The following is a 26,408-nucleotide window of genomic DNA, read 5'->3' as shown; positions in this document are numbered from 1 at the left end:
TTCCATGTCTCGCCCAGACGATGAGAGGGAAAGGTGGAACGGGTCGCGCAGTGGCCCGCAAGGCCGAACGGCCGCCGCGCCTTATTGGCGCGAAGCCAAGGTCAGCGGATGCTGACCGCCCGGCGTCTGAGGGACCAAACTAATACGGCAGCTTCACGCCGCACAGCAGGACCCCGGGCTCGGGCTCGGAGATCTGGATGGTCCCGCCCTCTTCCTCGACCAGCAGATGCACCAGCCAGGCCGCCGCGGCGCGGGGCGAGAGCTGAGCTTCATCGGTTTCGCCCTGCAGCGCGTTGCGCAGTTCGGCGTCGAGGATCAGGCGCGGGCCCTCGGCGCGGATCACGATCTCCCCGCCTTCAGCGCCGATGTCGAGCTGGCCGCCGCGCACCAGCGCGTCGCCGGCGATCAGCGCCAGGTTGAGCAGCACCTTGATCGCATTTTTGGGCAGCGCCGCATCGGACACCATCCAGCCGATCTTGGTGCGACCGTTCTCGCCATGGAGCCCTTCGATCGCGCCGCGCGCCTCGCGGGTGTCGACCAGTTCGCCGAAGCCGCCGGCGGCGCCGAAAGCGAGGCGGAAGAATTTGAGCTTGTTGGCCGAAGCGCGGGCACTGTCGGCGAGCAGTTCCATGCAGCGCGCGCGCATTTCGGGATCGGTCTCGTCGGCGAGCAGTTCGATACCGTTGTTGAGCGCGCCCACGGGGGAAAGCAGATCGTGGCACAGACGCGAGCAGAGCAAACTTGCGAAATCGGCCGTCCTGCTCGCCATATCCGGTTCATCCTTACTTGGGCTCGTCGCGAAAGGCGCCCTTGTGACGACTGGCGAGCGGTTAAGCAAGCCGGGCGATTCGGGAACATTTCAGCCGCCAGACTAGGTTCCAAGCCTGAACAGATGGTTACCGAACGATCAACCCGACCGGTTCGAACATGCCCTCGACGGCACCTCCCGGAACCGCCCGCCAGCAACCGACAGCTTCGCCCGCGACGATGATCCACAGGCTGCCGGGCTCCGCCGCCGCGGCATCGCGAGCCGACGGCCGCGCCAGACCATTGGGATGCGAATGATAATGGCCCAATATCGCCGCCCCGTCCGCCCGCGCCGCACGATGCGCGGCGAACAGCGCGGCGGGATCGATCTCGAACGCCGACGCGGTGTCGACGGCGACGTTGCGGCAGGGCAGCACCCGTTCGACGACACCGTCACGACCGACCAGCAGGCCGCAGATCTCGTGCACCGGATCGCGCGCCGCCAGCCGCAATATTTCGTCGAGATCCGCCCTTGATATCGCCCATGTCATCGCCACATCCTTAGGCGATGCCCGGGGGGAAATCGACTTTACGTGCGATCATGCCGAACGACGCCACCGGATGGCGCCTCGATCGCGCGCTCGCGGTCGCCCTGCCCACCCTGTCGCGCGAACGTCTCAAGGCGCTGATCTCGTCGGGCCAGGTCAGCGCGGCGAATGGCGACCTGGTCCGCGACCCCGCGCGCAAGGTGGTGCCCGGCGCGACCTATGACGTGATCGTCCCCGATCCGACCCCGGCGCATAACGAGGCGCAGGATATCCCGCTCGTCATCGTCTATGAGGACGAGCATCTGATCGTGATCGACAAGCCCGCCGGGCTGGTCGTGCACCCGGCGGCCGGCAATTTCGACGGCACGCTGGTCAATGCGCTGCTCCACCATTGCCGCGGCAGCCTGTCGGGAATCGGCGGGGTCGAACGGCCCGGGATCGTCCACCGCATCGACAAGGACACGTCGGGGCTGATGATCGCCGCCAAGACCGATCCGGCGCATGTCGGGCTGGCCGCGCAGTTCGCCAAGCACAGCATCGACCGGCGCTACCGGGCGATCGTCACCGGAACGCCGATGCCGGCCGCGGGCACCGTCGACGCCCCGCTCGCCCGGTCGACGACCAACCGCAAGAAGATCGCGATCGTCGGCGACGGCCGCGGCAAGCGCGCGGTGACCCATTATTCGACGGTACAGCGACTCGACCGCGCGGCGCTGGTCGAATGCCGGCTCGAAACCGGACGCACCCACCAGGTCCGGGTGCATATGGCGTCGCTCGGCCATTCGCTGCTCGGCGACCCCGTCTATGGCGGCAAGATTCGGCCGGAACACCGCGAGGTGCTCAACCGTTTGAATTTCAAGCGGCAGGCGCTTCATGCGGCGACGCTGGGGTTCATCCACCCCGTGACAAGCGAGGCTTTATGCTTCGATAGTGAAATTCCCGAGGATATGCAGCGACTGTTCAGGGAATTGCTGATATAGAATGTTACAGATCGGTACGGGCCGAGTCACATAGGGTGATTATCCCGATCGATCGAAGGTTCCGACACCGCTATGGTTGGGGTGTCACGAAGGGAGAAGGTGAAGATCATGGCAAGCGGAAAGAACGTCCCAGCGACGATCCCCGCACTGGGCGGGGAGCAGAGTCTCAACCGCTATCTGGCCGAGATCCGCAAGTTTCCGCTGCTCACGGCGGAAGAGGAATATATGCTCGCCAAGCGCTTCCAGGAGCATGGCGATACCGAGGCGGCGAGCCGTCTCGTCACCTCGCATCTGCGGCTCGTGTCGAAGATCGCGATGGGGTATCGCGGCTACGGCCTGCCGGCGAGCGAGCTGATTTCCGAGGGCAATATCGGCCTGATGCAGGGCGTGAAGAAATTCGAGCCCGATCGCGGTTTCCGTCTGGCGACCTACGCGATGTGGTGGATCAAGGCCTCGATCCAGGAATATATCCTGCGTTCGTGGAGCCTGGTGAAGATGGGCACCACCGCCGCCCAGAAGAAGCTGTTCTTCAACCTGCGGCGCATGAAGTCGAAGCTCGACGCGTTCGAGGACGGCGACCTGAAGCCCGAGGATCTGAAGAAGATCGCGACCGATCTGGGCGTCAGCGAGACCGAAGTCACCAACATGAACCGTCGTATGTCGATGGGCGGCGATACGTCGCTCAACGTCTCGATGCGCGAGGATGGTGACGGCCAGTGGCAAGATTGGCTGGTCGACAACGACCCGCTCCAGGACGAGCGCCTCGCGGAGGCCGAAGAGAAGAGCGTGCGTCACAACATGCTCGAGGAGGCGCTCGACGCGCTCAACGACCGCGAGAAGCATATCCTGGTCGAGCGCCGGCTGGTCGACGAGCCCAAGACGCTCGAGGAACTGAGCCAGGTCTATGGCGTCAGCCGCGAGCGGGTGCGTCAGATCGAGGTTCGCGCGTTCGACAAGCTGCAAAAGGCGATGATGCGCATCGCCGGCGAGAAAAGGCTGCTGCCGGCATTCTGATCGCTCCGGTGAAGCCAAGAATATGGGGAGCGCGGTTGCCACCGCGCTCCTCTTTTTGCATGGGGCTCGCATGATACCAGCCCCGCTCGACGCCGTTATCTTCGACATGGACGGCACCCTGCTCGATACCGAGAGTCTCAGCCGGATCGTTATCGGCGAAGCCTGTGCCGAACAGGGGCATGTCCTGACCGAAGCACTGTTCGTCGGCATGATCGGTTTGCCGCGCGAGGCGAACGACGCCCGGCTGGTCGACTATTTCGGCAACGGATTCGACATCGCCGCCTATCATGCCTGCCGCGACGTCCGCTTCGCCGAGGCGCTGGCCAATGGCGTTCCGTTGCGTCCGGGTGCCCGCGAGCTGCTGGCCTTTCTCCACCACGCCGGCATTCCGATCGGGCTGGCGACCTCGACCTCGCGTCCTACCGTCAGAACGCAGCTCGGCCAGGCGGGCCTGCTCGACTATTTCGGGGCGATCGTCACCCGCACCGATGTGACCGACGGCAAGCCGCATCCCGAAAGCTTCCTGCGCGCCGCGCAGTTGCTCGGGGCGAGGCCCGCCCATAGTCTGGCGATCGAGGATTCATACAATGGCGTGCGATCGGCCGCCGCCGCCGGAATGGCAACGATCATGGTGCCCGACATCCTTCCCCCGACCCCGGACATAGAAAGGCTGTGCGTCGGCGTGCTGCCGAGCCTGGTTGACCTCATAGACTTGCTGGCAGCTCAGAACCGCCGCGAAATGCCCAGATAAAGCTCGATATCGGGGCTGTTGCGGTTGAGGCCGGCGTTCGAGCCGATATCGATCTGGAGATTGTCGCGCGGCTGCCAACCGACCGACAGGCCCGCCAGCGTCATCGTCGCATGGCCAGCCGGATCGCGGTCGCGCAGTTCCTGAAGCTCGACCGTGGTCGTCACCGCCTTGCTCAGCTTGGCCGCGAGACCGGCGACCGCGCCATAAGCCAGATGCCGCCCATGCCCGTCGCCGTCGACCGCGGCGTCGACCTCGGGCACGAACTCAACCGCGAAGCTGTCGTTGAGCTCATAGCTCATCGGCACGAGCAGCCCCGCCCCCCAGTCGCCGGCGCCGATCGGCGAGCGCCCGACGGGCAGGCTCAGCGAGGGCTGCACCGACACGGCGAAGCCCGATCCGTCGGGGTTGCGCAGATTCTGCCGCAGGCCGATCGACAGGTCGCCGGGGCGGTGGGTGACGCTGCGGATGCCGGTGGTCCGGTCGAGATCGGCATCGCGGCCATAGCCCTGCCATTCGATTTGAAGCTCGGTGGTCCCGGTCAGCCCATAGCGCAGCAACACGTCGCCGAAGATCGCCTGGGTGTCGCGCTCATCGGCCGTGCTGTCGCGGGTCCAGTCGGCCAAGCCGACCTCAACCGAGGCATGGCCGCGGTCGATGATGCAGGCCGGGGTGCCGAGCCCCGGACGATCAGGGCAATAATCGCGCAACTCCGCAGCCTGTAGCGGCGAAGCCAGCCCGGCGAGCACCATCGGCACGAGCGCCGCCACAATCCCTTTTCGCATGTTCCGTCCCTGTTTTTGCGTCGTTGCAGCGCCCAACGCGCGATCCTTGCTCTATATCCCGATTCTGGTAGCAAACGGCCAATGGCAAAGCGGGGCACATCATCCCCCGGACGGCGCGTGCTGCGCTGGGTCGGGCGCGCGATCATCATCTTCGTCGGGCTGTCGCTGGCCTGGGTGCTGCTCTACCGCTTCGTACCGGTACCGGTGACCGCGACGATGCTCGCCAATGCGACCGACGGGCGCGGCATCACCAAGGACTGGATGAGCCTCGACACGATCGATCCCGACATGGCGCGTGCGGCGATCGCCGCCGAGGACGGCAATTTCTGCAGCCATCACGGTTTCGACTTCACCGCGATCCAGAAGGCGCTCGCGAGCAATATCGAAGGCGACCGCAAGATCCGCGGCGGATCGACGATCAGCCAGCAGACCGCCAAGAACGCCTTCCTGTTCCAAGGCGGCGGCTATCTGCGCAAGGGACTCGAAGCTTATTTCACGGTGCTGATCGAGACGCTGTGGCCCAAGCGGCGGATCATGGAAGTCTATCTGAACATCGCCGAGACCGGCATCGGCACCTATGGCGCCAATGCCGGGTCGATCCGCTATTTCAACCATGACGCCAGCCGCATGACCCGCACCGAAGCGGCGCGGATCGCGGCGGTGCTGCCGCTGCCCAAGAAGCGCGGCGCGGTCGCGCCGACCGGCTTCACCCGCCGCTATGGCGACCGCATCGCCCGGCGGATCGGGCAGGTGCAGGCTTATGGGCTGGATAGCTGCCTCAAATTGCGCTGAGGGCCGACGCTCCCGCTGGACGGATTCGCGCTTTCGGTTGAGCCATGCAGATCCTCCCTAAAGCGCAGCTTTGGGGAGGGGGACCGCGTAGCGGTGGAGGGGTTGTCCGACAATGACGCCACCGCGCCTATCGGGGTTCCGCATCACCCCTCCACCAGCTTCGCTGGTCCCCCTCCCCATCTGCGATGGGGAGGATTTTAGAAGCGGCTCAGCTGAAGGGCAGCTTGAAGCCGGCGGGGAGCGGGAGGCCCTGGGTCATCTTGGCCATCTCGTCGTTCGACACGGTGTCGGCCTTTTTGCGCGCATCGTTGAGCGCGGCGGCGATAAGGTCCTCGAGCATCTGCTTTTCGGAGACGACCATCAGCGAATCGTCGATCGAAATCCCTATGATACGGCCCTTGGCGCTTGCCTTGACCTTGACGAGGCCACCGCCCGAGACGCCCTCGACCTCGATCTTGTCGAGGCTGGCCTGGGCCTCCTGCATCTGCGCCTGCACGGTCTGTGCGGCGCTCTGCGCGGCGGCGATGAGTTCGTTCAAATCCTTCATGATGCCAGACTCCGTGGTTCGGGCGTGCTGTAGCCGCTGAGTTCGGCTTCGGGGAAGGCCTCGAAGGCGGCGCGGACCAGCGTTGAATTGAGAATCGATTCGCGTTCGGCCTGTTCGGCCTGTTTTTCAAGCGAGAGAAGCGAGGGCTCGCCGTCGCCGGCCCCGAACATCACATCCCAGCGCTCGTCGGTCAGCCCCTTGAGGGCGTTGCCGAGATCCGAGACATAGCCGTCCGACAGGCGCGGATGGCGCGCGATTTCGAGCGTGGTGCCGTCGAGCCGGATCAGCGAGACATAGTCGTGAAACTGCTGCGCGAGCAGCGGGTGGCGGGTGGCGAGCAGGTCGTGGACCGCGACGGTGGTCGTGGGAAGCGACGGCCCGGCAAGCGGTGCGGGCGGCGCCGGCGGCACCATCAGCAGCGGCGCCTGTTCCTCGGCCGCCGGAGCGGGCGAAGGCATGGGTCCGCCGCCGGGCACCGCGAGTTCGCCCGACATCAGCTTGCGCGCCAGATCGCCCGGATCGGGCAGCGAACTGGCATGGACGACTCGCAGCAGCGCCATTTCGGCGGCCTCGATCGGCAGCGCTGCCGACTGGACCTCGGCATGGCCCTTGAGCAGCAATTGCCAGAGCCGGTGGAGGGTCGAGAAGCCGAGCTTGCCAGCCCATTCGGCCAGCGCCTCGCGCTCCTCGGCCGACAAAGCGGGATCGTCGCTGGTCGAGACCTTGGCGCGGGTGACGCCGTGGCAGGTCTCGAGCAGGCCGTGGAGCAGCGCCGCCGGCTCGACGCCGAGATCATGCTGGCCGCGGACGCCGTCGAGCACCGCCTGCGCGTCGCCGGCGACGAGCTGGCCGAACAGCCGGCGGATCGCGCCGCGATCGCTCAGGCCCAGCATGTCGCGAACCTGCGCGGCCTCGACCAGCCCCGAGCCATGGGCGATCGCCTGGTCGAGGATCGACAGCCCGTCGCGCGCCGATCCTTCGGCGGCGCGGGCGATCAGCGCGAGCGCTTCGGGCTCGGCCTCGACCTGTTCGGTCGTGAGGATACCCTCGAACAACGACACCAGCTTGTCGGCGGGAATGCGGCGCAGATCGAAGCGCTGGCAGCGCGACAGCACGGTGATCGGCACCTTGTTCACCTCGGTGGTGGCGAACAGGAACTTTACATGGGCGGGCGGTTCCTCGAGCGTCTTGAGCAGGCCGTTGAACGCCGCCTTCGACAGCATATGGACTTCGTCGATGATGTAGATCTTGTAGCGCGCCGACACCGAGGCATAGCGCACCGCCTCGATGATCTCGCGGATGTCGTCGATGCCGGTGTGGCTGGCGGCGTCCATTTCGACCACGTCGATATGCCGCCCCTCGGCGATCGCGCGGCATGGTTCGCAGACCCCGCACGGATCGATCGTCGGACCGCCCTGCCCGTCCGGGCCGATGCAGTTGAGCGCCTTGGCGAGCAGCCGCGCGGTCGAGGTCTTGCCGGTGCCGCGCACCCCGGTGAGCAGGAAGGCATGCGCCAGCCGGCCGCGGCGAATCGCATTGGCGAGCGTGGTCACCATCGCATCCTGCCCGACCAGTTCGGAGAAGGTCTGCGGGCGGTATTTGCGCGCGAGGACGCGGTAGGGCTGGACAGATTCGGTCATCATTCTCAACCTAGACGCTGGCCCCTTACCCGTCGACAGGATTGCGGCGCCCTGCACAGATGCGCGATCTCGAAGATGCCGAAGCAGCCTCGATCGATTTGCTCAAGCGCCCCACGGCAGGGCGAATGATCGGCGGATTTTCAGTTGAGGGTGGGAGCCGGAACGACCCGATACGAAATCGTTGCGGCTGCTTCCTTCCGGACCTGACCGGGTTGGCGACGGCACCGTCCGCCCGACTCCCGCGGCGCATATGGGCGATCGGGCCGGCCGATGCAAGCGAGAGCTTGTTGGCGCCTCGCGGCGCTTCTAAATGCGCTCTTCCGCGCATTTAGAAATACAGCCCCCTATCGTCCCTGCATGTTGCGGACCGCGCCGGGCATCCGCACCACCAGGCTGTCGATGCGATCGGTCAGCTCGATCTGGCAGGCGAGCCGCGAGTAACGGGTGACGTGGCTGGCGAGGTCGAGCAGATCCTCCTCCATGTCGGTGGCCGGGGGCAGCTTGGCGAAATCCTCGGGCGCGACGAGCACATGGCAGGTCGAACAGGCCATCTGCCCCTCGCACGTCCCCTCGAGTGGCTGGTCGTTGATTTGTGCGAGTTCGAGCAGGCGCTGGCCGGCATCGGCGACGACCTCGCGCCGATCCTCGCCATCGGCGGAAATGAAGGTGACCCGGGTCATGTCACTCTCCTATCGCGATTTTGCGGCCGGACAAATCATCTTGGGCGGCGGCAGCGCCGAGAATCGCCGCGGCGGCACGGTCGACCTCGACCTCGCTGGTGTAACGGCCGAAGCCGAGCCGGATGCTCGACCGCGCCTCGGCGTCGCTCAAGCCCAACGCCTTGAGGACATGACTCGGCCGACCCGAACCGCTGGCGCAGGCCGACCCCGCCGAAAAGGCGATGTCGCGCAAGGCCGAGATCAGCCGGTTCGCATCGAGCCCGGCGCGGCGGATGTTGAGGTTGCCGCGGTAGCGCCGATCGGTGCCGCCGTTGATCGTCCAGCCATCGCCGGTCAGCGGCCCGGCAAGCCGATCCCATAGCCGGCCGACATGCGCGCCATCCGCATCGCGACGTTCGACCGCGAGCCGAGCGGCGACGCCGAAGCCGGCACACAGCATCGGCGCGAGCGTGCCCGAGCGCAGCCCGCCCTCCTGACCGCCGCCATGGACCAAAGCCGGCAGGTCGAGTCCGTCGCGCAGCCAGAGCGCGCCGATCCCCTTGGGACCGTGGATCTTGTGCGCCGACAGCGCGACCATGTCGCAGGCGGCTATCGGCAGATCGACCCGGCCGAACCCCTGGACCGCGTCGCAGAAAAACAGTGCGCCCGCGCGGTGCGCCAGCTCGGCGAGGATGGCGACCGGCTGCACCACCCCGATCTCGTTGTTGACGAGCATCGCCGCGACCAGCGCGGTATCGCCGTCGATCGCCGCGGCGGCGGCAGCGAGGTCGACGAGGCCGTCGGCCCCGACCGGCAGTTCGATCACCCGGAAGCCGCGCGCGGCCATCGCCCGCGCGGTGTCGCGCACGCAGGCATGTTCGGTGGCGACGAGGACGATCGTGCGGCGCGCCGTCGTCGCGGCGACGCCTTGGATGGCGATATTGGCGGCCTCGGTCGCGCCCGAAGTGAAGACGAGCCGTCCGGCCCCGCCGAGCGCGGCGAGGATGCGGTCGCGCGCGACCTCGACCGTCGCCGCCGCCTCGCGGCCCGCGCGGTGGGGCGAGTGCGGATTGGCGAAGCTCGCGTCGAGGAAGGGCAGCATCGCTTCGCGCGCCTCGGGCGCGAGCGGGGTGGTCGCCTGATAATCGAGATAGATCATGCCGCGCGGATCCGGGCGCCATCGGCGATCCGGCGCCACAAGGCGGCGAAGCGGTCGATATCGGCCTCGCCGGTGTCCGGGCCGAAGCTGACCCGGATGACTTCGCGCGCGGCGCCCTCGTCCCAGCCCATCGCGGCGAGGACATGGCTGGGCTTGAGGCTGCCCGACGAACAGGCGCTGCCGGCCGAGACCGCGATCCCCGCCATGTCGAAGCGGATCAGCTGCGCGGTCGCGGCGACCCCGGGCATGCGATAGCTGGCGATCGTCGGCAGTCGTTCGGCGGCATCGGCGACGACCTGCCCGCCGCCGGCGCGCACCGCCGCGTCGAGCCGGTCGCGCAGCGCCCCGGCCCGTTCCATCCACGGTGCGATGCTGTCGAGCGCGGCGGCGAAGCCAAGCGCCGCGGGGAGATTTTCGGTACCGCCGCGATAGCCCTGTTCCTGTCCGCCGCCCGCCTCCAGCGTCGCCAGATCGCGGACGAGCAGCGCGCCGATCCCAGGCGGACCGCCGAATTTGTGCGCCGACACGCTGATGAAGTCGGCCTCGGGCAAGGCGAGCTTGCCGGCCGACTGGGCGCAATCGGCGAGCAGCAGCCCACCGGCGGCACGGACCGCGTCGAGCAGCGATGCGAGCGGCTGGATGACCCCGGTCTCGTTGTTGACCGACTGGACCGCGACCAGCGGACGGTCCCCGCCCCCGGCGATCGCGCCAATGCCCTCTGGGCCAATCGCCTCGGGATCGACGAGGCCGTCGGCCCCGACCGGCAGGACCAGCGGGTCGACCGCGGCGCGGCGGACCGCGTCATGTTCGACCGCCGAGACCAGCCGGCGCCCGGCCTTCGCCCGGCGCAGCACGATCTCGATCGCTTCGGTCGCGCCGCTGGTGAGGATCAGCGCGCCGTTCCAGCCGAGCGCGGCGGCGATCCGCCGGCGCGCATCCTCGAGCGCGGCGCGCGCGGCGCGCCCCTCGGCGTGCGGCGACGAGGGGTTGGCCCAGCGGCCGATACCGTCGACGATCGCATCGCGCGCGGCACCGACGATCGGGGTCGTCGCGGCATGATCGAGATAGAGACGCGATTCCAAGCGCAGGGTCGCTCCAATTGATTGCGCGAAAGGGCGCCATCCCTATATAGGCGGGGACCGAACGCGGCGCCATCCGCGCCCTCACAACCCATCATCCCGAAGAAGGATGTCGATGCCAGAAGTGATTTTCCCCGGCCCCGAAGGCCGCCTCGAAGGCCGTTTCAACCCGGGGCCGCGTCCGCGCGCGCCGGTCGCCATGATCCTGCATCCGCACCCGCAGTCGGGCGGCACGATGAACAACCGGATCGTCCAGGCGCTCTACCAGACCTTCGTCCGGCGCGGCTTCGCGACGCTGCGGTTCAATTTCCGCGGGGTCGGCAAGAGCCAGGGCGTGTTCGACAACGGCATCGGCGAGCTGTCCGACGCCGCGTCGGCGCTCGACTGGGTCCAGTCGATCCATCCCGAGGCGCAGACCACCTGGATCGCCGGCTACAGCTTCGGCGCCTGGATCGGCATGCAGCTGCTGATGCGCCGCCCCGAGATCAAGGGATTCATCTCGATCGCGCCGCCGGCGAACATGTACGACTTCACCTTCCTGGCCCCCTGCCCTTCGTCGGGCATCATCATCCAGGGCGAAGCCGACGAGGTGGTGACCCCGGGCGCGGTCCAGAAGCTGGTCGACAAGCTGCGCACCCAGCGCCACATCACGATCCATCACGACACGATTCCGCACGCGAATCATTTCTTCGTCGAGGAAATGCCGCAGCTTATGTCGTCGGTAGACGGCTATCTGGACATGCGCCTCAAGGGCTGAGAGCCTGTTTGAAATGCGCCTTTGGCGCATGCGGCACCAGCCCGCTCCCCCGCCCGACCTCCCATTCATTGTACCCTGTGGGAGGTCGGGCGGGGGAGCGGGCTGGTGCCGCTACAAAAATGCGCTCTTCCGCGCATTTTTCAAACAGGCTCTGAGCCCCGCAGCGCTCCGGACCATGTCAGATCGTCGGCAGCGCCCAGATCAGCACATTGGCGAACATCACCACCGACGCGACCAGCATCAGCAGCGCGCGCTTGCGATCGCCGCCTTTGGCGATCAGCCAGAAGCCGCCCGCGCCGAGCAGCAGCCCGCCCAGCATCAATATCGACAGGATCAGGCCGGCGGGTCCGTCGCTCATGGTCGCGTGTTTCTCTCCAGGATTCTCGGTTGGCCGCCGCCTTAACAGCGCGGGTGCGAAAACCGCAACCGATCCGCGAAACCGGACATTGCCTTTGCGTCGCATTTACGCTTGTTTCGGGACGATGAGTGGACGCGCCTATGGTTAAATCCCAACTCCGCGCGCTGATCGGAAGCGGCGAGAGCGCCGACGTCTATCGGCTCGCCGACGGCCGGGTGCTCAAGCTGTTCCGCGACGACGTCCGGCCCGGCATCGCCCAGCGCGAGATCGATGGCGCGACCCGCGCCTGGGAGGAAGGACTCCATGTCGCGCGGCCGCTCGCGCTCGAGACCGTCGACGGGCGCGAGGCGATCATCTTCGAATGGCTCGACGGCCGCCCGGCAATCCGGCGCAGTTGGGTCAACCTGCCGGCGATGCGCCAGGGGCTGCGCGCGCTCGCCGACTATCAGGCGCAGATGCACCGGCGCAGCGCCGCGGGGCTGATCCACCTGCAGCATCATATATTGGACGCGCGGATCGCGACCTCGACCGCGCCCGATCGGCTGAAGGAGGCGGCGCTGGCGCTCAACGCGGCGCTGCCGCGCGGATCGCAGCTCTGCCATGGCGACTATCATCCCGGCAATGCGATCAGCACCGACAAGGGCCTCGCGGTGATCGACTGGTCGAACGCGCATGCCGGCACCCCCGCCGCCGACGTCGCCCGCACCGAATTGCTGATCCGCTATGGCCGCTACGGCCCACGGCTGCAGCGTTACCGTCCCTTAAGGATGATACGGCACCTGGCGGCGTCCTTCTATGTCCGCTGCTATTGCCGCGCGTCGGGCACCGACCCGGCCGAGATTGCGCTGTGGCGGATGCCGATCGGGGTGGCCTGGCTGCAGGCGAAGACCACCGCCGACGAGCGCAGCCTGATGGCGATCTTCTGATGCCGTCGCTGTCCGTTACGGTGATCCAAGAAAAAAGCCTCCCGACGGGGGGGCGGGAGGCTTTTTCGACTGGTGGGCGCGGCTGGGATTGAACCAGCGACCCCTGCGGTGTGAACACAGTGCTCTACCACTGAGCTACGCGCCCACGCTGTCGGCTGTCGCGGAAATCTCCGCGACGGGCGCTCGATAAGGCGGTCGTCCCAGCCTGTCCAGCCCAAAACAGCGCGGACCCGCAGGTCGCGCTACAGGACCGGGACGACCGCCTTAGCGTGCGGTCAGTTGACCGCTTCCTTAAGGCTCTTGCCGGGCTTGAACTTCGGCTGGCTCGACGCGCCGATCTTCATCGGCTCGCCGGTGCGCGGGTTGCGGCCCGTCGACGCCTTGCGCTGATTGACCGAAAATGTCCCGAACCCCACCAGGCGAACTTCATCCCCCCGCTGGAGCACACCGGAAATCGAATCGAATACGGCTTCGACCGCCTTGCCCGCATCATTGCGGGTCAGACCGGTGACATCGGCAACGGTGCCGATAAGCTCCTGTTTGTTCATAGCCTTTCCTCTCCTCTCGGTCGGCAATGCAGCGGCTTGATGCCGCCTGTCATTCACCGGGTCTCCTATGCAACGACCGGCCGCGATGCTGCAATAAAGCCGTCACATCCGCAAGTCCGCTTTAGCCTGTAGAATCCGCCTTTTTCGGGTCGTCGAGCTGGGCATAGGCGTAGCGCAGAAAGTCCTCGTCGAACGGCGGCGGATCGAGCGGGATGAACTGTTCGAGCCGATCGGCGATATGGGTCAGCGCGGCGATCCGCGCCGCCTTCTTGTTGTTGCCGTCGATCACCTTCCACGGCGCCCAGCGCGTGTCGGTCTGCCGGAACATGTCCTTCATCGCGTCGAGATAATCGGCGCGGCGCGCGCGGTTGCGGAAATCGTCGCGGGTGATCTTCCAGCGCTTCCACGGATGATCGAGCCGGGCGCGCAGCCGATCGTCCTGCTCGGCCTGGGTGACGTGGAGGAAGATCTTGACGAGGACGACGCCCTCGCTGTGCTGCTGCGCCTCGAATTCGTTGATCTCGTCATAGGCGCGGCGCCATTCGGCCTCTTTCGCATAGGCCTCGACCCGCTCGACGAGGACGCGGCCATACCAGCTGCGGTCGAATATCGCGATCTGGCCCGGGCCCGGGATCTTCTTCCAGAAGCGCCAGAGGAAGTGCCGGCCCTTTTCCTCGAAGGTCGGCGCCTGGATCGGCCAGACCTGGAAATGGCGCGGATCCCATTCGGCGGTCAGCCGCTGGATCGCGCCGCCCTTGCCGGCCGCGTCCCAGCCCTCGAACAGGATGATGCTGCGCAGGCCGCCGACGATGTGCGCGACCTGGAGGTGCGACAGGCGCTCCTGCACCGCGGCGAGCGCCTTGTCATAGTCGCCGTCGAAGGACGCACCCTCTTCATAGTCGCCGAGATCGATCGTCATACGCAGCACCTGAACATTACGCCTTCGGCCGCATATCGGCCCGAAGGCGCAGGGTTAAAGCGCCGTTAAAGGTAAATGGCCGTCCCCTTTCGGGACGGCCATTCATCGGTTCGTCGTCGGTCAGCTGTTCTTCTGGGGTTCGACCACCCGGATGTTGAGCTCACGCAACTGCTTGAGGCTGACGGGGGACGGCGCGCCCATCATCAGGTCCTCGGCCTTCTGGTTCATCGGGAACAGCACGACCTCGCGGATGTTCGGTTCGTCGGCAAGCAGCATGACGATCCGGTCGATGCCCGGTGCCGAGCCGCCATGCGGCGGGGCGCCATATTTGAAGGCATTGATCATGCCCGCGAAATTCTCCTCGACCTGCTCCTTGGTGTAGCCGGCGATCTCGAACGCCTTGTACATCACCTCGAGCTTGTGGTTCCGGATCGCCCCCGACGACAGTTCGACGCCGTTGCAGACGATGTCGTACTGATAGGCGAGGATATCGAGCGGATCCATCGTCTCGAGCGCCTCGAGCTCGCCCTGCGGCATCGAGAAGGGGTTGTGGCTGAAGTCGACCCGCTTGGTGTCCTCGTCATATTCGTACATCGGGAAATCGACGACCCAGCAGAATTTGAACACGCCCTGTTCGATCAGGCCGAGTTCCTCGCCGATGCGGGTGCGGGCGATGCCGGCGAGCTTGGCCGCCTGGCCCGGCTTACCCGCGGCGAAGAACACGCCGTCGTTCGGACCGAGGCCGAGCGACTCGATCAGCTTGGCGGTCGCTTCCTCGCCATGATTCTTGGCGATCGGGCCACCCGGCTCGCCATCCTTGATGTTGATATAGCCGAGGCCGGCATAGCCCTGGGCGCGCGCCCATTCGTTCATGTCGTCGAAGAATTTGCGGCTGCGGGCGCCCGCGCCCGGCGCCGGGATCGCGCGGACGACATTGCCGCCCTCGACCATCCGCGCGAACAGGCCGAAGCCGCTGCCGGTGAACTGGTCGGACACGTCGGTGATCTCGATCGGGTTGCGCAGGTCGGGCTTGTCCGAACCATAGCGCAGCATCGCATCGCGATAGGCGATACGCGGGAACGGCGCCGGGGTGACCGCCTTGCCGTTCGCGAATTCCTCGAACACACCGTGGAGCACCGGCTCGATCGCCGCGAACACATCCTCCTGGGTGACGAAGCTCATCTCGAAATCGAGCTGGTAGAATTCGCCGGGCGAGCGATCGGCGCGGGCGTCCTCGTCGCGGAAGCAGGGTGCGATCTGGAAATAGCGGTCGAAGCCGGCGACCATCAGCAGCTGCTTGAACATCTGCGGCGCCTGCGGCAGCGCGTAGAACTTGCCCGGATGGACCCGGCTGGGCACCAGATAGTCGCGCGCGCCCTCGGGCGACGAGGCGGTCAGGATCGGGGTCTGATATTCGGTGAAGCCCTGGCCGATCATCCGCTGGCGGATCGAGGCGATGACGTTCGAGCGCAGGACGATGTTCGCATGGATCCGCTCGCGGCGCAGATCGAGGAAGCGGTAGCGCAGGCGGATATCCTCGGGATAGTCGGCCTCGCCGGCGACCGGCAGCGGCAATTCCTGCGCCGCCGACTGGATCTCGACCTCGCGGGCGCGCACCTCGATCTCGCCGGTCGCGAGATTCGGGTTCAGCGCGTCGGGGGCGCGGGCGACGACGTCGCCGGTGATGGTGACGACCGACTCGACGCGCAGCCGCTCGAGCAGCTTGAACGCGGGCGCGTCGCTGTCGGTGACGATCTGGGTGATGCCATGATGGTCGCGCAGATCGACGAACAGCAGGTTGCCATGGTCGCGCTTCCGGTGGACCCAGCCCGAAAGGCGGACCTTCTGGCCGACTTCCTGGGCGCGAAGCTGGGCGCAGTGGTGCGTACGATAGGCGTGCATGACGGTTCAGACTTTCGGTGATTTTGAGGGGGGAGCGCTTCGCGCGGGCGCGCAGTGCTTGTCAAGCGCTGTGACGGGGCTAAGAGCTATCCATGCACATTCATCCGTTGATTACCGACAGCGCCACCCTCGCCAATCTTTGCACCAGGCTCGCGCAATGCCCGTTCGTGACGGTCGATACCGAGTTCATGCGCGAGAACACCTATTGGCCGGACCTGTGCCTGATCCAGATCGCCAGCACCGAAGAGGCGGCGGCGATCGATCCGAAGGCGCGCGACCTCGACATGACCCCGCTGCTCGAGCTGATGGTCAACAATGAGGACGTGCTCAAGGTGTTCCACGCCGGCGGGCAGGATCTCGAGATCGTCCACAATCTGACCGGCAAGACGCCGCATCCGCTGTTCGACACCCAGGTCGCGGCGATGGCGATGGGGCTGGGCGAGCAGATCGGCTATTCGAACCTGGTCGAGACGATGCTCGGCATCAAGCTCGACAAGGGCGCGCGCTTCACCGACTGGGGCCGGCGGCCGCTCGACAAGCGCCAGATCGACTATGCGATCGGCGACGTCACCCATCTCGCCGAACTCTTCCCGCGGATGCTCGAAAAGCTGCGCAAGACCGGCCGCGGCGCCTGGCTCGACACCGAGATGGACCGGCTCGGCGATCCGGCGAGCTATGCCAACCTGCCCGAACTCGCCTGGACGCGGATCCGGCTGCCGAGCCGCAAGCCCGAGGTGCTCGGCCGCCTCAAGGCGATCTCGGCGTGGCGCGAGCGCGAGGCTCGCAACAAGAATATTCCACGCGGGCGCATCGCCAAGGACGAAACGATCGCCGACATGGCGAGCCACCCGCCCCGCGAGCAGAGCGACCTGTCGCGGGTGCGCGGCCTGTCGCCGAGCTGGGCGAGCAACGATATCGGTGCGCGTCTGATGGCCGCGATCCGCGATGCGGTGCCGTTCACCGACGATGAACTGCCGCCGCGCGAGGACCGCAAGCCGGGGCTCGGCAAGGACGGCGCGCTGGTTGCCGACCTGCTCAAGCTGCTGCTCAAGGTGCGCTCGCGCGACTCCGACGTCGCGCCGCGGCTGATCGCGCGGTCCGACGATCTCGAACTGCTCGCCGCCGGGGTCCGCAAGGACCTGCAGATGCTCGACGGCTGGCGCTACGACGTGTTCGGCAAGGACGCCTTGGCGCTGGTCGAGGGGCGGATGGGATTCAGCGTGCGCAACGGCAAAATGGTGATGACCCAGCTCGCCGGCGAGGATTAACCACGAAGCCCCACCCGGGGTTCAGCCAAAATATTGATAAGCGGCCTTTTCTCGAACAGGCGCAGATGTTCGGCGCTGTACCAAAGTGAGACGGGCGACGAATCGCCGAACAGCACGACGTCAATATTGGTTAAGCGATACCGTAAAAACCCTGCTTTCCGCTTGACTCGCAGGGTTACGCAAGCGTTAGCGTAGATACTTCATTGCAGTTGGGGGACTGCCCGTGCGTATCTACTCGCTGATTGCGGCGCTATTCGCCATTTTCGTCACGACTTCGCCTGTCGAAGCAGCCACTTGCCTGGGCTATTGCGGCAATATGGGCGCGAACGGGTCGATCACGACTCCGCCGGTCGGCACGACCTATGGGTTCATCAGCACCACCGCCGGCACTTTGGGCGCCGGCGAGATCGCGGGGGTCGGCGGCGTCAACGGATCCGAATATATCACCAGCGCCTTCACCGCGAATGTCGGCAATCTTCTGTCGTTCAATTTCAACTATATCACCACCGACGGTGCCGGCTATTCGGACTACGCCTTCGCCGAACTGCTCAGCGGCAGCGGCAGCCATGTCGCCTATCTGTTCACCGCGCGGACGCGCGCGACCGGCAATACCAGCCCCGGCTTCGGCCTGCCGGCCAATTCGTCGACGCTGAGCCCGACCAACACCCCGATCCTGGCCGGCACGATCTGGTCGCCGCTCGGCCGCGATTCGGGGACCTGCTATGCCGCCGGCTGCGGCCATACCGGCTGGGTCGCCTCGACCTATAATATCGCGACCAGCGGCAGCTATGCGCTGCGCTTCGGGGTCACCAATTTCGGCGACACGTTCAGCAATTCGGGGCTCGCCTTCACCGGTGCGGTGGTCACCGTGCAGGGCAATTACCAGGGGATCGGATCGGTGCCCGAGCCGGCGAGCTGGGCGATGATGATCCTGGGCTTCGGGCTGGTCGGCGCCACGCTGCGGCGGCAGGCGATGCCGGCGCCGTTCGCGGCGCCCCGCCTGGCCTGCTGATCAGGCGAGCTTCGCCTCGCATCCGAACGACGCCGCCAGGATCTTGTGCCGACGCTCGACCGCTTCGCCGTAGAGCGCGCGGTCCTGCTCGTCGAGGTGGAGCACCACCGCGCCGCCTTCGAGGGTGATGCGGCTCGCCATCAGCGCGTCGGCGACGCCGCCGCTCATCCGCTGGGCGAGGCGGATCGCCAGTCCCCAGCGCTCGGCGTGGCGGATATCCTCGGGCGAACAGAGCCGCGCGACGATCGGCGCGACCCCGGGCCCGGCGAAGCTGGCATAGAGCGCATGCGCCATCATCCCGCGTCCGCGCGCGTCGACCCCGACCCAGTTGCCGTGCAGCGCGGTATCGAGCCCGCGTTCGGCGCGGAATTCGGGATGGGCGCGCCAGCCGACATCGGCCAACAGGCAGGTCGCATGGCGAAGGCGCGCCTCGACGCTGCCGTCGCCCTGGAACAACGAGCCCAGCCAGCGATCGAGCAGGTCGCCATGTTCGGGGAAACGCCCCTGCCGCCGCCCCTCTTCGCGAGTCGCGGCGATCAGCGGATCCTCTTCGCGCAGCCCTTCGGGCAGGCCGCTGTAGAGCAGCCCTTCGCGCAGGCCATAAGCCGAGACCACCAGTTCGCTCGAGCCGAGACGGCGGGCGACATGCGAGAGCAAGGCGGCGCCACGCTTGAGCGTCGGGATGCGCGAGCCCGAAAGGCCGACCACGGCCCGCAGCCGTTTCTTGTCGAGCTGCGCGAGCACCCGCACGAGATGCTGCGCATTGTCGATGTCCATCCGGTAATGGTGGAGGATCGGCAGCGGATAGTCGTTGAGATGCATATCGACCCGGGCGAGCGAGCGCCACGAGCCGCCGACCATGTAGAAGGGCAGCCCCCTGCCCTGACCGGTCCATCCGGTCTTGGCGAGCGCCTTTTCGACCATATTGCCCAGCGCGCGCGGGCTCTTGCTGCCGATCCGCAGCACCCCGAACGGGAAGGAACTGGTCTGGTGGATCTCGCCGCCGCGGACGCGGACCAGTTCGAGGCTGCCGCCGCCGAGGTCGCCGACGATGCCGTCGGCCTCGGGAATCCCGGCAAGCACGCCCAGTCCCGCCATGCGGGCCTCGTCCTCGCCCGACAGCAGCTCGACGTCGAGACCGATCGCCGCGACCCGATCGAGAAACGCCGCGCCGTTGCTGGCATCGCGCACCGCCGCGGTGGCGACGGTGCGGGGGCTCGGTACCCCCATCTGCTCGGCGACCCGCTGGAAGCGGGCGAGCGACAGCAACGCCCGGTCGATCGCCTGATGGTCGAGCGCACCGTCGCGCGAAACGCCGCGCCCCAGGCCCGCCATCACCTTCTCGTTGAAGAGGATCGCCGGAATGCGGGCGGGACCGTCGTAGATCACGAGTCGAATCGAGTTGGAGCCGATGTCGATGATGCCGCTACGTCCTTCGGACGGGGCGGGCGTGCTCCGGTGGAGCCTGATTGGCAGGGATACCATGGCGGCGACGGCTCTAGCCTATTTTGCCGAAGGTTCAAATCGGGACGACGAGCCGCCGGCCGTAGGGAGACCGCATTTTCGCCGAAACCAGCGATGGCGGGCCGCCGCGCCGCGGGTTACGGGGGTGAATCCACAAGGAGTCGTCGATGCGCATATCCCGGTTGATCCTGCCCCTCGCAGCGATATTGGCCGCCGCCCCCGGCCTGGCGGCACAGGGACCGCGCATCGGCACCGCGCAGATCCAACAGCCCTTGCCGATTCCCTATGACGAGTCGGCGAACGCCACGGGCGAACTCGCCGCCGCGCGCAAGCTGGCGCGGGCGCAGCACAAACTGCTGCTGATCGACCTGGGCGGCAACTGGTGCCTCGACTGCCGGGTGCTTGCCGGAGTTATGGAGATTCCGGCGGTCCACAGCTTCGTTGCCAAACATTATGTCGTGGTCGCGGTCGATATCGGCCGGCGCGACAAGAATCTTCAGATTCCCGAGCGCTACGGCGTCGATATCCGCGGCGTGCCGGCGGTGCTGATCATCGATCCGAAGACCGACAAGCTGCGCAACCCCGGCAACTATGCCGCGCTGTCCGACGCCCGATCGATGACCCCGCAGGCGCTGGTCGACTGGCTCGCCCAGTGGGTCGCCTGAACCGCCCCTAGTCCTCGCTGCCCGAGGGCGGCACCATGTGGAGCGGGGTGCGGCGGATCGACAGGGTCGGCACCTTGCTGTCCTGGGTTGCGCCTCGGCCCGACAGCGATGGGTTGGTCATGAAATAGCGGTGGAGGTTGAACGGGCGGCGGCCCGGCTTGACCCGCTCATAGGCGCCGTCGGGCAGCAGGTTCCAGCTCTGCTCGTCGTCGATCAGATTGGCGACCATCACCTGGTCGAGCACCTGGGCGTGAACGGTCGGGTTTTCGACCGCGAGCATATATTCGACCCGCCGGTCGAAGTTGCGCGGCATCCAGTCGGCCGAAGAGATATAAATCTTGGCGTCCGGATTGGGCAGTGCTCCGCCATTGCCGAAGCAGATGATCCGGCTATGTTCGAGGAAGCGGCCGACCACCGACTTGACCCGGATATTGTCGGACAGCCCCGGCACCCCGGGCCGCAGGCAGCAGATGCCGCGGATGACCAGATCGATCTGCACCCCGGCCGCGCTGGCGCGGTAGAGCTTCTCGATGATCGCCGGATCGACCAGCGAGTTCATCTTCGCCCAGATCGCGCCCTCGCGCCCCTCTCGGATATGGTCGATCTCGGCGTCGATCAGGTCACACAGCCGCTCGCGCAGGCCGTGCGGCGACATCGTCAGCATCTCGAGATCATGCGGTTCGACATAGCCGGTGATATAGTTGAACAGCTGCGCGGCATCGCGCGCCGCGCGCGGATCGGCGGTGAAGAAGCTCAGATCGGTGTAGATCCGCGCGGTGACCGGATGATAATTTCCGGTGCCGAAATGGCAGTAGCTGCGATAGCCGGTGCCCTCGCGGCGCACCACCATCGACACCTTGGCGTGGGTCTTCCAGTCGATGAAACCGTAGACGACCTGGACGCCCGCGCGTTCGAGCTGCGAGGCCCACATGAGGTTCTGCTCTTCGTCGAAGCGTGCCTTGAGCTCGACGACAGCCGTCACCGACTTGCCGGCCTCGGCGGCGTCGACCAGTGCGCGGATGATCGCCGACTGCTTGCCGGCCCGGTAGAGGGTCTGCTTGATCGCGACGACGTCGGGATCCTGCGCCGCCTGCTGGAGGAAGGCGATCACCACCTCGAAGGTCTCATAGGGGTGGTGGACGACGATGTCCTTCGACCGGATCGCCGCGAAACAGTCGCCGCCATGCTCGCGCACCCGCTCGGGGAAGCGCGGCGCGAACGGCTTGAACTTGAGGTCGGGGCGATCCTCCTCGACGAGCAGTTCGAGGTCGGCGATGCCGAGAAACTTGCCCGATTCGGTGATGAAGGCGTCGGTACTGCCGAGCTGTTCCTTCCACAGCGGATCGAAGCTGTCGGGCATGCCGCCTTCGAGTTCGAGCCGGATCACCCGGCCGCGGCGGCGGCGCTTGATCGCGCTGCGGAAATAGCGGACCAGATCCTCGGCCTCTTCCTCGACCTCGATATCGCTGTCGCGGATGATCCGGAACGCGCCGCGCCCCTGCACGGTATAGCCGGGGAACAATACATTGGTGAAACGCCGGATCAGCGTCTCGACCGCGACATAGCGCGCGCGGTCGCCGGGCAGGCGGATGAAGCGCGGCAGCGACGACGGCAGCATCAGCAGCTCGAAGATCTGTACCCCGTCCGATTTGCGCGCGAGATCGAACAACAGGCTGAAGCCCTTGTTCGGAATGAACGGAAAGGGATGTGCCGGATCGAGCGCCTGCGGGGTCAGGACCGGAAAGACATGGCTGCGAAAATGCTTTTCGAGCCATTCGGCATCCCTGCCCTCGATCTCGCTTTCGTCGAGCACGACGATGCCCGCCTCCACCAGCTCGCGGCGGATCGCATCCCAGACCTTCTGCTGATGGCTCATCAGCCGGTCGGCGCCTGCCGTCGCGCCCTCGACCTGCTGGGCGACGGTCAACCCATCGGGCGACAGCGTGTCGACATTCTCGAGCAGCTGCCCTTTCAGACCAGCAACCCGGACCATGAAGAATTCGTCGAGATTATTGCCCGAGATCGAAAGGAAGCGCAGCCGTTCGAGCAATGGATGCGCCGGATTGCAGGCTTCGTCGAGCACGCGCTGGTTGAAGGCGAGCCAGCTCAACTCCCGGTTGAAATAGCGTTCGCGCGGCGCGATCCGGTCGGCCGGGGCGACATCGCCGACCAGCGCTTCGTCGTTGAAAGATTCGATATGCTCCATGACGGCAATAAACCATGTTTATTGAGACTCGTCGATGACTCCGATCATCGCCAGCGCGTCGCGCGCGAGCGGGACGGTGATCCGCTGGCGGCGTTCGAGCGCGAGCTGGTCGATCGCATCGACCAGCCGGTTGAGCGCGATATAGCTGCGCTCGACCCGCGGCACGAGATAGCGGGTCACCTCGGGCGGGACCGGCAGCCGCCGCACCGTCAGCAGCTTCTCGATCAGCGGACCGGCCAGTTCCTCATCGGGATCGCCGATCGCGACATGCGGGCTGGCGACGAGCCGCGACCGCAGATCGGGCAGCCGCACCGACCAGCCGCCCGGCGCCTCGTCGGCGACGATCAGCAAAGGGCGCCGGCTCGACTGGGCGGCGTTCCAGGCGTGGAAGATCGCCTCCTCGTCCTGCCGTTCGGCGTCGTCGATCAGCACCCCGCCCGATTTCGCCGCGAAGATCCGGCCGAGCAGACTGCGCCCCGATTTGCGCGGCCCCGAAAGGATCGTCGCCATCACCGGCCAGAGCGACCAATGTTCGAAATGTCGGACCGCAAGCTGATTGGCGCCGGTGACGATGAAATCGCGTTCGTCTTCGGCTGCCGGCCAGGCGAGAGGCAGCGCGATCTGGCTCATCGCGGCGGCTGCGGCCCCGTATCCGCGGCGCGGCGGATCCGGAAGCCGCCGCCGACCTCCTGAATCTGCCAGCCGCGCGACGCCAGCGCCTCGCGGAAGGCGGCGGGCGGGCCCGAGAAGGCGACCCGCAGCACCGATATGCCACCGAAGGCGAGGCTGTCGGTCGATACCGCGGTGACCCCGGGCATCCCGCGCAGGCCGCCCTCGGCGCCGCGCAGCGCGGTCGCGTCGGGGGTATCGACCTGGACGATGATGTTGCTGGTGGCCGCGGTCGCCATCGCCGCCAGCACATCCTCGATCCCCTCCTCGGGATCGACCGGCGCCGGCTCCTCGATCAGCAGCGAGCGGTCGGGCCTGAGCGCACCGTCGCGCAACGCGCCGACATAGAGCGCGTCGATCTGCGCCGCGCCGCGATCGAGCATCGCCGGCAATCCGTCGCCGGTGTCGGTGCGCAGGGTGAAGCTGCCGATCACCGCCGCATCGGGGCCGTGGCGGGCGGTGAAGGTGCCGATCACCGGCCCGCCCGGCCATTGGCGATGCAACGCGACCTCGGGGATGACGATGTCGGCGGCGCCATATTGGTCGAGCAGCATCCGCCACCAGCCGCGGCCGGGCCGACGGGTCTGGGCGACGTTGAGCAGCACCGGATCGGCGCCGGTTCCCGAGACGCGGACATAGTCGATCGGCGAATTGCCCGACCGGAAGCGCGCCCAGGCCTTTTGCCATTCGGTGCGGATCTCGAAGCTCTGCGGGGTGTCGCCACTCCACTGGACCGGAATAACCAGCATCGGCGCCGACCGGCGCATCGCCCCCTGCACACCGAGCAGTTCGCCGGCACGCGCGCGGTCGAACAGTACCCCGAGCGAGGCGATATAGCGGTTGGGACCGATCTGCTCATGCTCGACGATGATGCCGCCGCTGATCGAATCGAGGGTCGAATCGGGCAGGCGCGGCGCATTCTCGATCGGCTTGGCGTTGACCCGCGCCCACAACATCCGCCAGCCCTTGCGCTGCGCCTCGCGCCAGCCGCCGCTGCGCGCCATATCGGCGGTACGCGCCGCGACATCGACGGTGACGCCGTCGACCTCATAGCTTCCCGACCCGTCGATCGGCGGCACACCGCGCAAATCGGCGCGTTCGAGCTGCGCCCACAGCACCCCGCCCCCGCACAAGGCGAGTGCGAGCATCATGGCGGCGAACGGGTTGGAAAGACGATCGGTCAGGGTCACGCGAGCCTTTTGGCGACTTGCCAATGGAAATCCAAGCGCGATGTGGCGTTTCGATTTACGCATTTTCGAACCGTCCGGTGTTTCCACCGGACGCGAAAATGCTTAGGCGCTTCCGCATGGCAGATAACACACATGCAGACGCAGCGTCGGCAGCGTCGAACGAGTCCTATACCTACGCCAAGGCGGGGGTATCGATCGCCGCCGGCAATGCGCTGGTCAAGGCCATCGCCCCGCTCGCCAAGGCGACACGACGCCCCGGCGCCGATGCCGATCTCGGCGGCTTCGGCGGTTTCTTCGACCTGCGTGCGGCGGGCTACACCGATCCGCTGCTGGTCGCGGCCAATGACGGGGTCGGGACCAAGCTCAAGCTCGCGATCGACAGCGGCCGGCATGACGGGGTCGGGATCGACCTGGTGGCGATGTGCGCCAACGACCTGATCGTTCAAGGCGCCGAACCACTGTTCTTCCTCGATTATTTCGCGACCGGCCGGCTCGACAACGGCATCGCCGAACGGGTGATCGCGGGGATTGCCGAGGGCTGCAAGATCGCCGGCTGTGCGCTGATCGGCGGCGAGACCGCCGAAATGCCGGGCATGTATGCCGATGGCGACTATGACCTGGCCGGCTTCTGCGTCGGCGCGGTCGAGCGCGAGCAGGCGCTGACCGGCAACCGGGTCGCCGCGGGCCAGGTGATTCTCGGCCTCGCCTCGTCGGGGGTCCATTCGAACGGCTTCTCGCTGGTCCGCCGGCTCGCCGCCGACCGCGGCTGGAAACTCGACCGCCCTGCCCTGTTCGACCAGGAGGTGCTGCTGATCGACGCGCTGATGGCGCCGACCCGCATCTATGTGAAGTCGCTGTTGCCGCTGGTGCGGTCGGGCCAGATCAAGGCGATGGCGCACATCACCGGCGGCGGCCTGCTCGAGAATATCCCGCGGGTGCTGCCCGACGGTCTTCATGCGATCGTCGATGCCGATGGCTGGGCGCAGCCGCGGCTGATGGCCTTCCTCCAGGCGCAGGGCAATATCGAGCCCGCCGAGATGGCGCGCACCTTCAATTGCGGCGTCGGCATGGCGGTGATCGTCGAGGCCGGCGACGTGGCGGCGGTGACCGCGGCGCTCGAGGAAGCCGGCGAGACCGTGGTGACGGTCGGACGGATCGAGGCCGGCGACAAGGGCTGCACCGTCAAGGGCAGCGCCGAGACCTGGTCGGCACGCGCCGACTGGTCGGCGACCCATCTTGGCTGAGAAGGTACCCGTCGCCGTCCTGATATCGGGGCGCGGCAGCAATATGGAGGCGCTGATCGCCGCGGCGGACGAGCAGGACTGCCCCTACCGGATCGTGCTGGTCGCCTCGAACAATCCGGATGCCGGCGGCCTGGCCACCGCCCGCGCCGCGGGCATCGCGACCTTCGCCCATCCGCACGAGGGCCTCAAGCGCGCCGCGTTCGACGCGATCATCGACCGGGCATTGCGCGATGCCGGGGTCGAGGCGATCGCGCTGGCGGGCTATATGCGGATATTGTCGGAAGAGTTCATCCGCGGCTGGCACGGACGGATTCTCAACATCCATCCGTCGCTGCTTCCCAAATATAAGGGGCTCGACACCCATCAGCGCGCGATCGAGGCGGGCGATGCCGAAGCCGGCTGCTCGGTCCATATCGTCACCCCGACCCTCGACGACGGGCCGGTGCTCGCCCAGGCCAGTGTCGCGATCCTGCCCGCAGATACCGCCGAGTCGCTCGCCGCGCGCATCCTGATCGAGGAACACCGCCTTTATCCCGCCACGCTGGCCACCTATATCCGCTCCCTGAGATAAGGGAGCGCCCG

Annotated in this window: 27 protein-coding genes, 1 tRNA gene and 1 other RNA gene; 11 read left to right on the top strand and 18 right to left on the bottom strand. The window is 66.8% G+C overall.

Annotation, left to right across the window (positions count from 1 at the left end; translation table 11 throughout):
• Positions 1–139 precede the first annotated feature (139 nt).
• Together AC1RM6_RS04725 and AC1RM6_RS04720 are read right to left on the bottom strand one after the other, a co-directional pair.
• Positions 140–769 carry a histidine phosphotransferase family protein gene (locus tag AC1RM6_RS04725; protein ID WP_493098571.1) on the bottom strand — a complete coding sequence of 210 codons (630 nt, stop codon included), beginning with the start codon at positions 767–769 and terminating at the stop codon, positions 140–142.
• A gap of 127 nt (positions 770–896) precedes the next feature.
• On the bottom strand, positions 897–1,298 hold the full coding sequence (locus AC1RM6_RS04720) for a M67 family metallopeptidase (protein ID WP_493098569.1): 402 nt from the start codon (positions 1,296–1,298) through the stop codon (positions 897–899).
• 17 nt (positions 1,299–1,315) lie between these two features.
• Here AC1RM6_RS04720 and AC1RM6_RS04715 point away from each other — a divergent pair, with 17 nt between their 5' ends.
• From AC1RM6_RS04715 to AC1RM6_RS04705, 3 genes are all read left to right on the top strand, one after another.
• Complete coding sequence (locus AC1RM6_RS04715) at positions 1,316–2,275, top strand: RluA family pseudouridine synthase (protein ID WP_493098568.1); 960 nt, start codon at positions 1,316–1,318, stop codon at positions 2,273–2,275.
• Between the two features lie 108 nt (positions 2,276–2,383).
• A complete protein-coding gene (gene rpoH / locus AC1RM6_RS04710) occupies positions 2,384–3,289 on the top strand; it encodes an RNA polymerase sigma factor RpoH (protein WP_493098566.1) in 906 nt (301 codons plus the stop codon).
• Between the two features lie 70 nt (positions 3,290–3,359).
• A complete protein-coding gene (locus AC1RM6_RS04705) occupies positions 3,360–4,040 on the top strand; it encodes an HAD family hydrolase (protein WP_493098564.1) in 681 nt (226 codons plus the stop codon).
• Here AC1RM6_RS04705 and AC1RM6_RS04700 read toward each other — a convergent pair.
• On the bottom strand, positions 4,013–4,822 hold the full coding sequence (locus AC1RM6_RS04700; RefSeq protein ID WP_493098562.1) for a transporter: 810 nt from the start codon (positions 4,820–4,822) through the stop codon (positions 4,013–4,015). The genes AC1RM6_RS04705 and AC1RM6_RS04700 overlap by 28 nt on opposite strands.
• An 81-nt stretch (positions 4,823–4,903) precedes the next feature.
• Between AC1RM6_RS04700 and mtgA the strand changes: the two genes are divergently transcribed.
• Positions 4,904–5,614, top strand: a complete 711-nt coding sequence (gene mtgA / locus AC1RM6_RS04695; RefSeq protein WP_493098560.1) for a monofunctional biosynthetic peptidoglycan transglycosylase — start codon at positions 4,904–4,906, stop codon at positions 5,612–5,614.
• 208 nt (positions 5,615–5,822) lie between these two features.
• On the opposite strand, the gene AC1RM6_RS04690 is transcribed toward mtgA, so the two are convergent.
• From AC1RM6_RS04690 to AC1RM6_RS04665, 6 genes are all read right to left on the bottom strand, one after another.
• Positions 5,823–6,161 carry a YbaB/EbfC family nucleoid-associated protein gene (locus tag AC1RM6_RS04690; protein ID WP_493098558.1) on the bottom strand — a complete coding sequence of 113 codons (339 nt, stop codon included), beginning with the start codon at positions 6,159–6,161 and terminating at the stop codon, positions 5,823–5,825.
• Positions 6,158–7,801, bottom strand: a complete 1,644-nt coding sequence (locus tag AC1RM6_RS04685; protein WP_493098556.1) for a DNA polymerase III subunit gamma/tau — start codon at positions 7,799–7,801, stop codon at positions 6,158–6,160. Before AC1RM6_RS04685 ends, AC1RM6_RS04690 begins: the two co-directional genes overlap by 4 nt.
• 146 nt (positions 7,802–7,947) lie before the next feature.
• An RNA gene (gene ffs / locus AC1RM6_RS04680) (signal recognition particle sRNA small type) lies at positions 7,948–8,045 on the bottom strand.
• Between the two features lie 100 nt (positions 8,046–8,145).
• Positions 8,146–8,481 (bottom strand): 2Fe-2S iron-sulfur cluster-binding protein, encoded by a 336-nt coding sequence (locus AC1RM6_RS04675; RefSeq protein WP_493098554.1) that lies wholly within the window; start codon positions 8,479–8,481, stop codon positions 8,146–8,148.
• Position 8,482: 1 nt separating this feature from the next.
• Positions 8,483–9,619: a cysteine desulfurase family protein gene (locus tag AC1RM6_RS04670; protein ID WP_493098552.1), complete on the bottom strand. Its 1,137-nt coding sequence runs from the start codon at positions 9,617–9,619 to the stop codon at positions 8,483–8,485.
• Positions 9,616–10,701, bottom strand: coding sequence for a cysteine desulfurase family protein (locus AC1RM6_RS04665; protein WP_493098551.1), 1,086 nt, complete (start codon positions 10,699–10,701; stop codon positions 9,616–9,618). Before AC1RM6_RS04665 ends, AC1RM6_RS04670 begins: the two co-directional genes overlap by 4 nt.
• Before the next feature lie 112 nt (positions 10,702–10,813).
• Between AC1RM6_RS04665 and AC1RM6_RS04660 the strand changes: the two genes are divergently transcribed.
• The gene (locus tag AC1RM6_RS04660; RefSeq protein WP_493098549.1) at positions 10,814–11,455 is read left to right on the top strand and encodes an alpha/beta hydrolase; all 642 of its coding nucleotides are present in this window, start codon (positions 10,814–10,816) and stop codon (positions 11,453–11,455) included.
• Between the two features lie 178 nt (positions 11,456–11,633).
• Here AC1RM6_RS04660 and AC1RM6_RS04655 read toward each other — a convergent pair whose 3' ends face one another.
• On the bottom strand, positions 11,634–11,813 hold the full coding sequence (locus AC1RM6_RS04655; RefSeq protein WP_493098547.1) for a hypothetical protein: 180 nt from the start codon (positions 11,811–11,813) through the stop codon (positions 11,634–11,636).
• A gap of 140 nt (positions 11,814–11,953) precedes the next feature.
• Between AC1RM6_RS04655 and AC1RM6_RS04650 the strand changes: the two genes are divergently transcribed.
• The gene (locus AC1RM6_RS04650) at positions 11,954–12,739 is read left to right on the top strand and encodes a phosphotransferase family protein (RefSeq protein WP_493098545.1); all 786 of its coding nucleotides are present in this window, start codon (positions 11,954–11,956) and stop codon (positions 12,737–12,739) included.
• 70 nt (positions 12,740–12,809) lie between these two features.
• Here the strand turns inward: AC1RM6_RS04650 and AC1RM6_RS04645 are convergent.
• The 4 genes from AC1RM6_RS04645 to aspS all read right to left on the bottom strand — a co-directional run bounded on the left by AC1RM6_RS04645 (position 12,810) and on the right by aspS (position 16,108).
• A tRNA-Val gene (locus tag AC1RM6_RS04645) sits at positions 12,810–12,884 on the bottom strand.
• A gap of 130 nt (positions 12,885–13,014) precedes the next feature.
• The gene (locus tag AC1RM6_RS04640; protein ID WP_493099540.1) at positions 13,015–13,314 is read right to left on the bottom strand and encodes an HU family DNA-binding protein; all 300 of its coding nucleotides are present in this window, start codon (positions 13,312–13,314) and stop codon (positions 13,015–13,017) included.
• Positions 13,315–13,408: 94 nt separating this feature from the next.
• A complete protein-coding gene (locus tag AC1RM6_RS04635) occupies positions 13,409–14,206 on the bottom strand; it encodes a polyphosphate kinase 2 family protein (protein WP_493098543.1) in 798 nt (265 codons plus the stop codon).
• A 120-nt stretch (positions 14,207–14,326) separates the two neighbouring features.
• A complete protein-coding gene (gene aspS / locus AC1RM6_RS04630) occupies positions 14,327–16,108 on the bottom strand; it encodes an aspartate--tRNA ligase (RefSeq protein ID WP_493098541.1) in 1,782 nt (593 codons plus the stop codon).
• Positions 16,109–16,200: 92 nt separating this feature from the next.
• Here aspS and rnd point away from each other — a divergent pair, with 92 nt between their 5' ends.
• Positions 16,201–17,376 carry a ribonuclease D gene (rnd, locus tag AC1RM6_RS04625; RefSeq protein WP_493098539.1) on the top strand — a complete coding sequence of 392 codons (1,176 nt, stop codon included), beginning with the start codon at positions 16,201–16,203 and terminating at the stop codon, positions 17,374–17,376.
• A gap of 223 nt (positions 17,377–17,599) precedes the next feature.
• The gene (locus tag AC1RM6_RS04620) at positions 17,600–18,388 is read left to right on the top strand and encodes an NF038132 family protein (RefSeq protein WP_493098537.1); all 789 of its coding nucleotides are present in this window, start codon (positions 17,600–17,602) and stop codon (positions 18,386–18,388) included.
• On the opposite strand, the gene AC1RM6_RS04615 is transcribed toward AC1RM6_RS04620, so the two are convergent.
• Positions 18,389–19,873, bottom strand: coding sequence for a Ppx/GppA phosphatase family protein (locus AC1RM6_RS04615; RefSeq protein ID WP_493098535.1), 1,485 nt, complete (start codon positions 19,871–19,873; stop codon positions 18,389–18,391).
• Between the two features lie 146 nt (positions 19,874–20,019).
• Here AC1RM6_RS04615 and AC1RM6_RS04610 point away from each other — a divergent pair, with 146 nt between their 5' ends.
• Positions 20,020–20,517, top strand: coding sequence for a thioredoxin family protein (locus AC1RM6_RS04610; RefSeq protein WP_493098533.1), 498 nt, complete (start codon positions 20,020–20,022; stop codon positions 20,515–20,517).
• 7 nt (positions 20,518–20,524) lie between these two features.
• On the opposite strand, the gene AC1RM6_RS04605 is transcribed toward AC1RM6_RS04610, so the two are convergent.
• The 3 genes from AC1RM6_RS04605 to AC1RM6_RS04595 are packed head-to-tail and all read right to left on the bottom strand — an operon-like array spanning position 20,525 to position 24,582.
• Positions 20,525–22,723, bottom strand: a complete 2,199-nt coding sequence (locus AC1RM6_RS04605) for an RNA degradosome polyphosphate kinase (RefSeq protein WP_493098530.1) — start codon at positions 22,721–22,723, stop codon at positions 20,525–20,527.
• Positions 22,724–22,741: 18 nt separating this feature from the next.
• A complete protein-coding gene (locus AC1RM6_RS04600) occupies positions 22,742–23,353 on the bottom strand; it encodes an HdaA/DnaA family protein (protein ID WP_493098528.1) in 612 nt (203 codons plus the stop codon).
• Positions 23,350–24,582, bottom strand: a complete 1,233-nt coding sequence (locus AC1RM6_RS04595) for a heavy-metal-associated domain-containing protein (protein ID WP_493098526.1) — start codon at positions 24,580–24,582, stop codon at positions 23,350–23,352. The genes AC1RM6_RS04600 and AC1RM6_RS04595 overlap by 4 nt, the downstream gene beginning before the upstream one ends.
• 116 nt (positions 24,583–24,698) lie before the next feature.
• On the opposite strand from AC1RM6_RS04595, the gene purM reads away from it, so the two are divergent.
• Together purM and purN are read left to right on the top strand one after the other, a co-directional pair.
• The gene (gene purM, locus AC1RM6_RS04590) at positions 24,699–25,826 is read left to right on the top strand and encodes a phosphoribosylformylglycinamidine cyclo-ligase (RefSeq protein WP_493098525.1); all 1,128 of its coding nucleotides are present in this window, start codon (positions 24,699–24,701) and stop codon (positions 25,824–25,826) included.
• Positions 25,819–26,397: a phosphoribosylglycinamide formyltransferase gene (gene purN / locus AC1RM6_RS04585; RefSeq protein WP_493098523.1), complete on the top strand. Its 579-nt coding sequence runs from the start codon at positions 25,819–25,821 to the stop codon at positions 26,395–26,397. The genes purM and purN overlap by 8 nt, the downstream gene beginning before the upstream one ends.
• The last annotated feature ends 11 nt before the right edge of the window (positions 26,398–26,408 follow it).

The sequence above is a fragment of the Rhizorhabdus sp. GW822-FHT03C02 genome (assembly GCF_058801765.1).
Note: the sequence above shows the minus strand (reverse complement) of the source record. Positions and strands in the feature narration are given on the sequence as shown.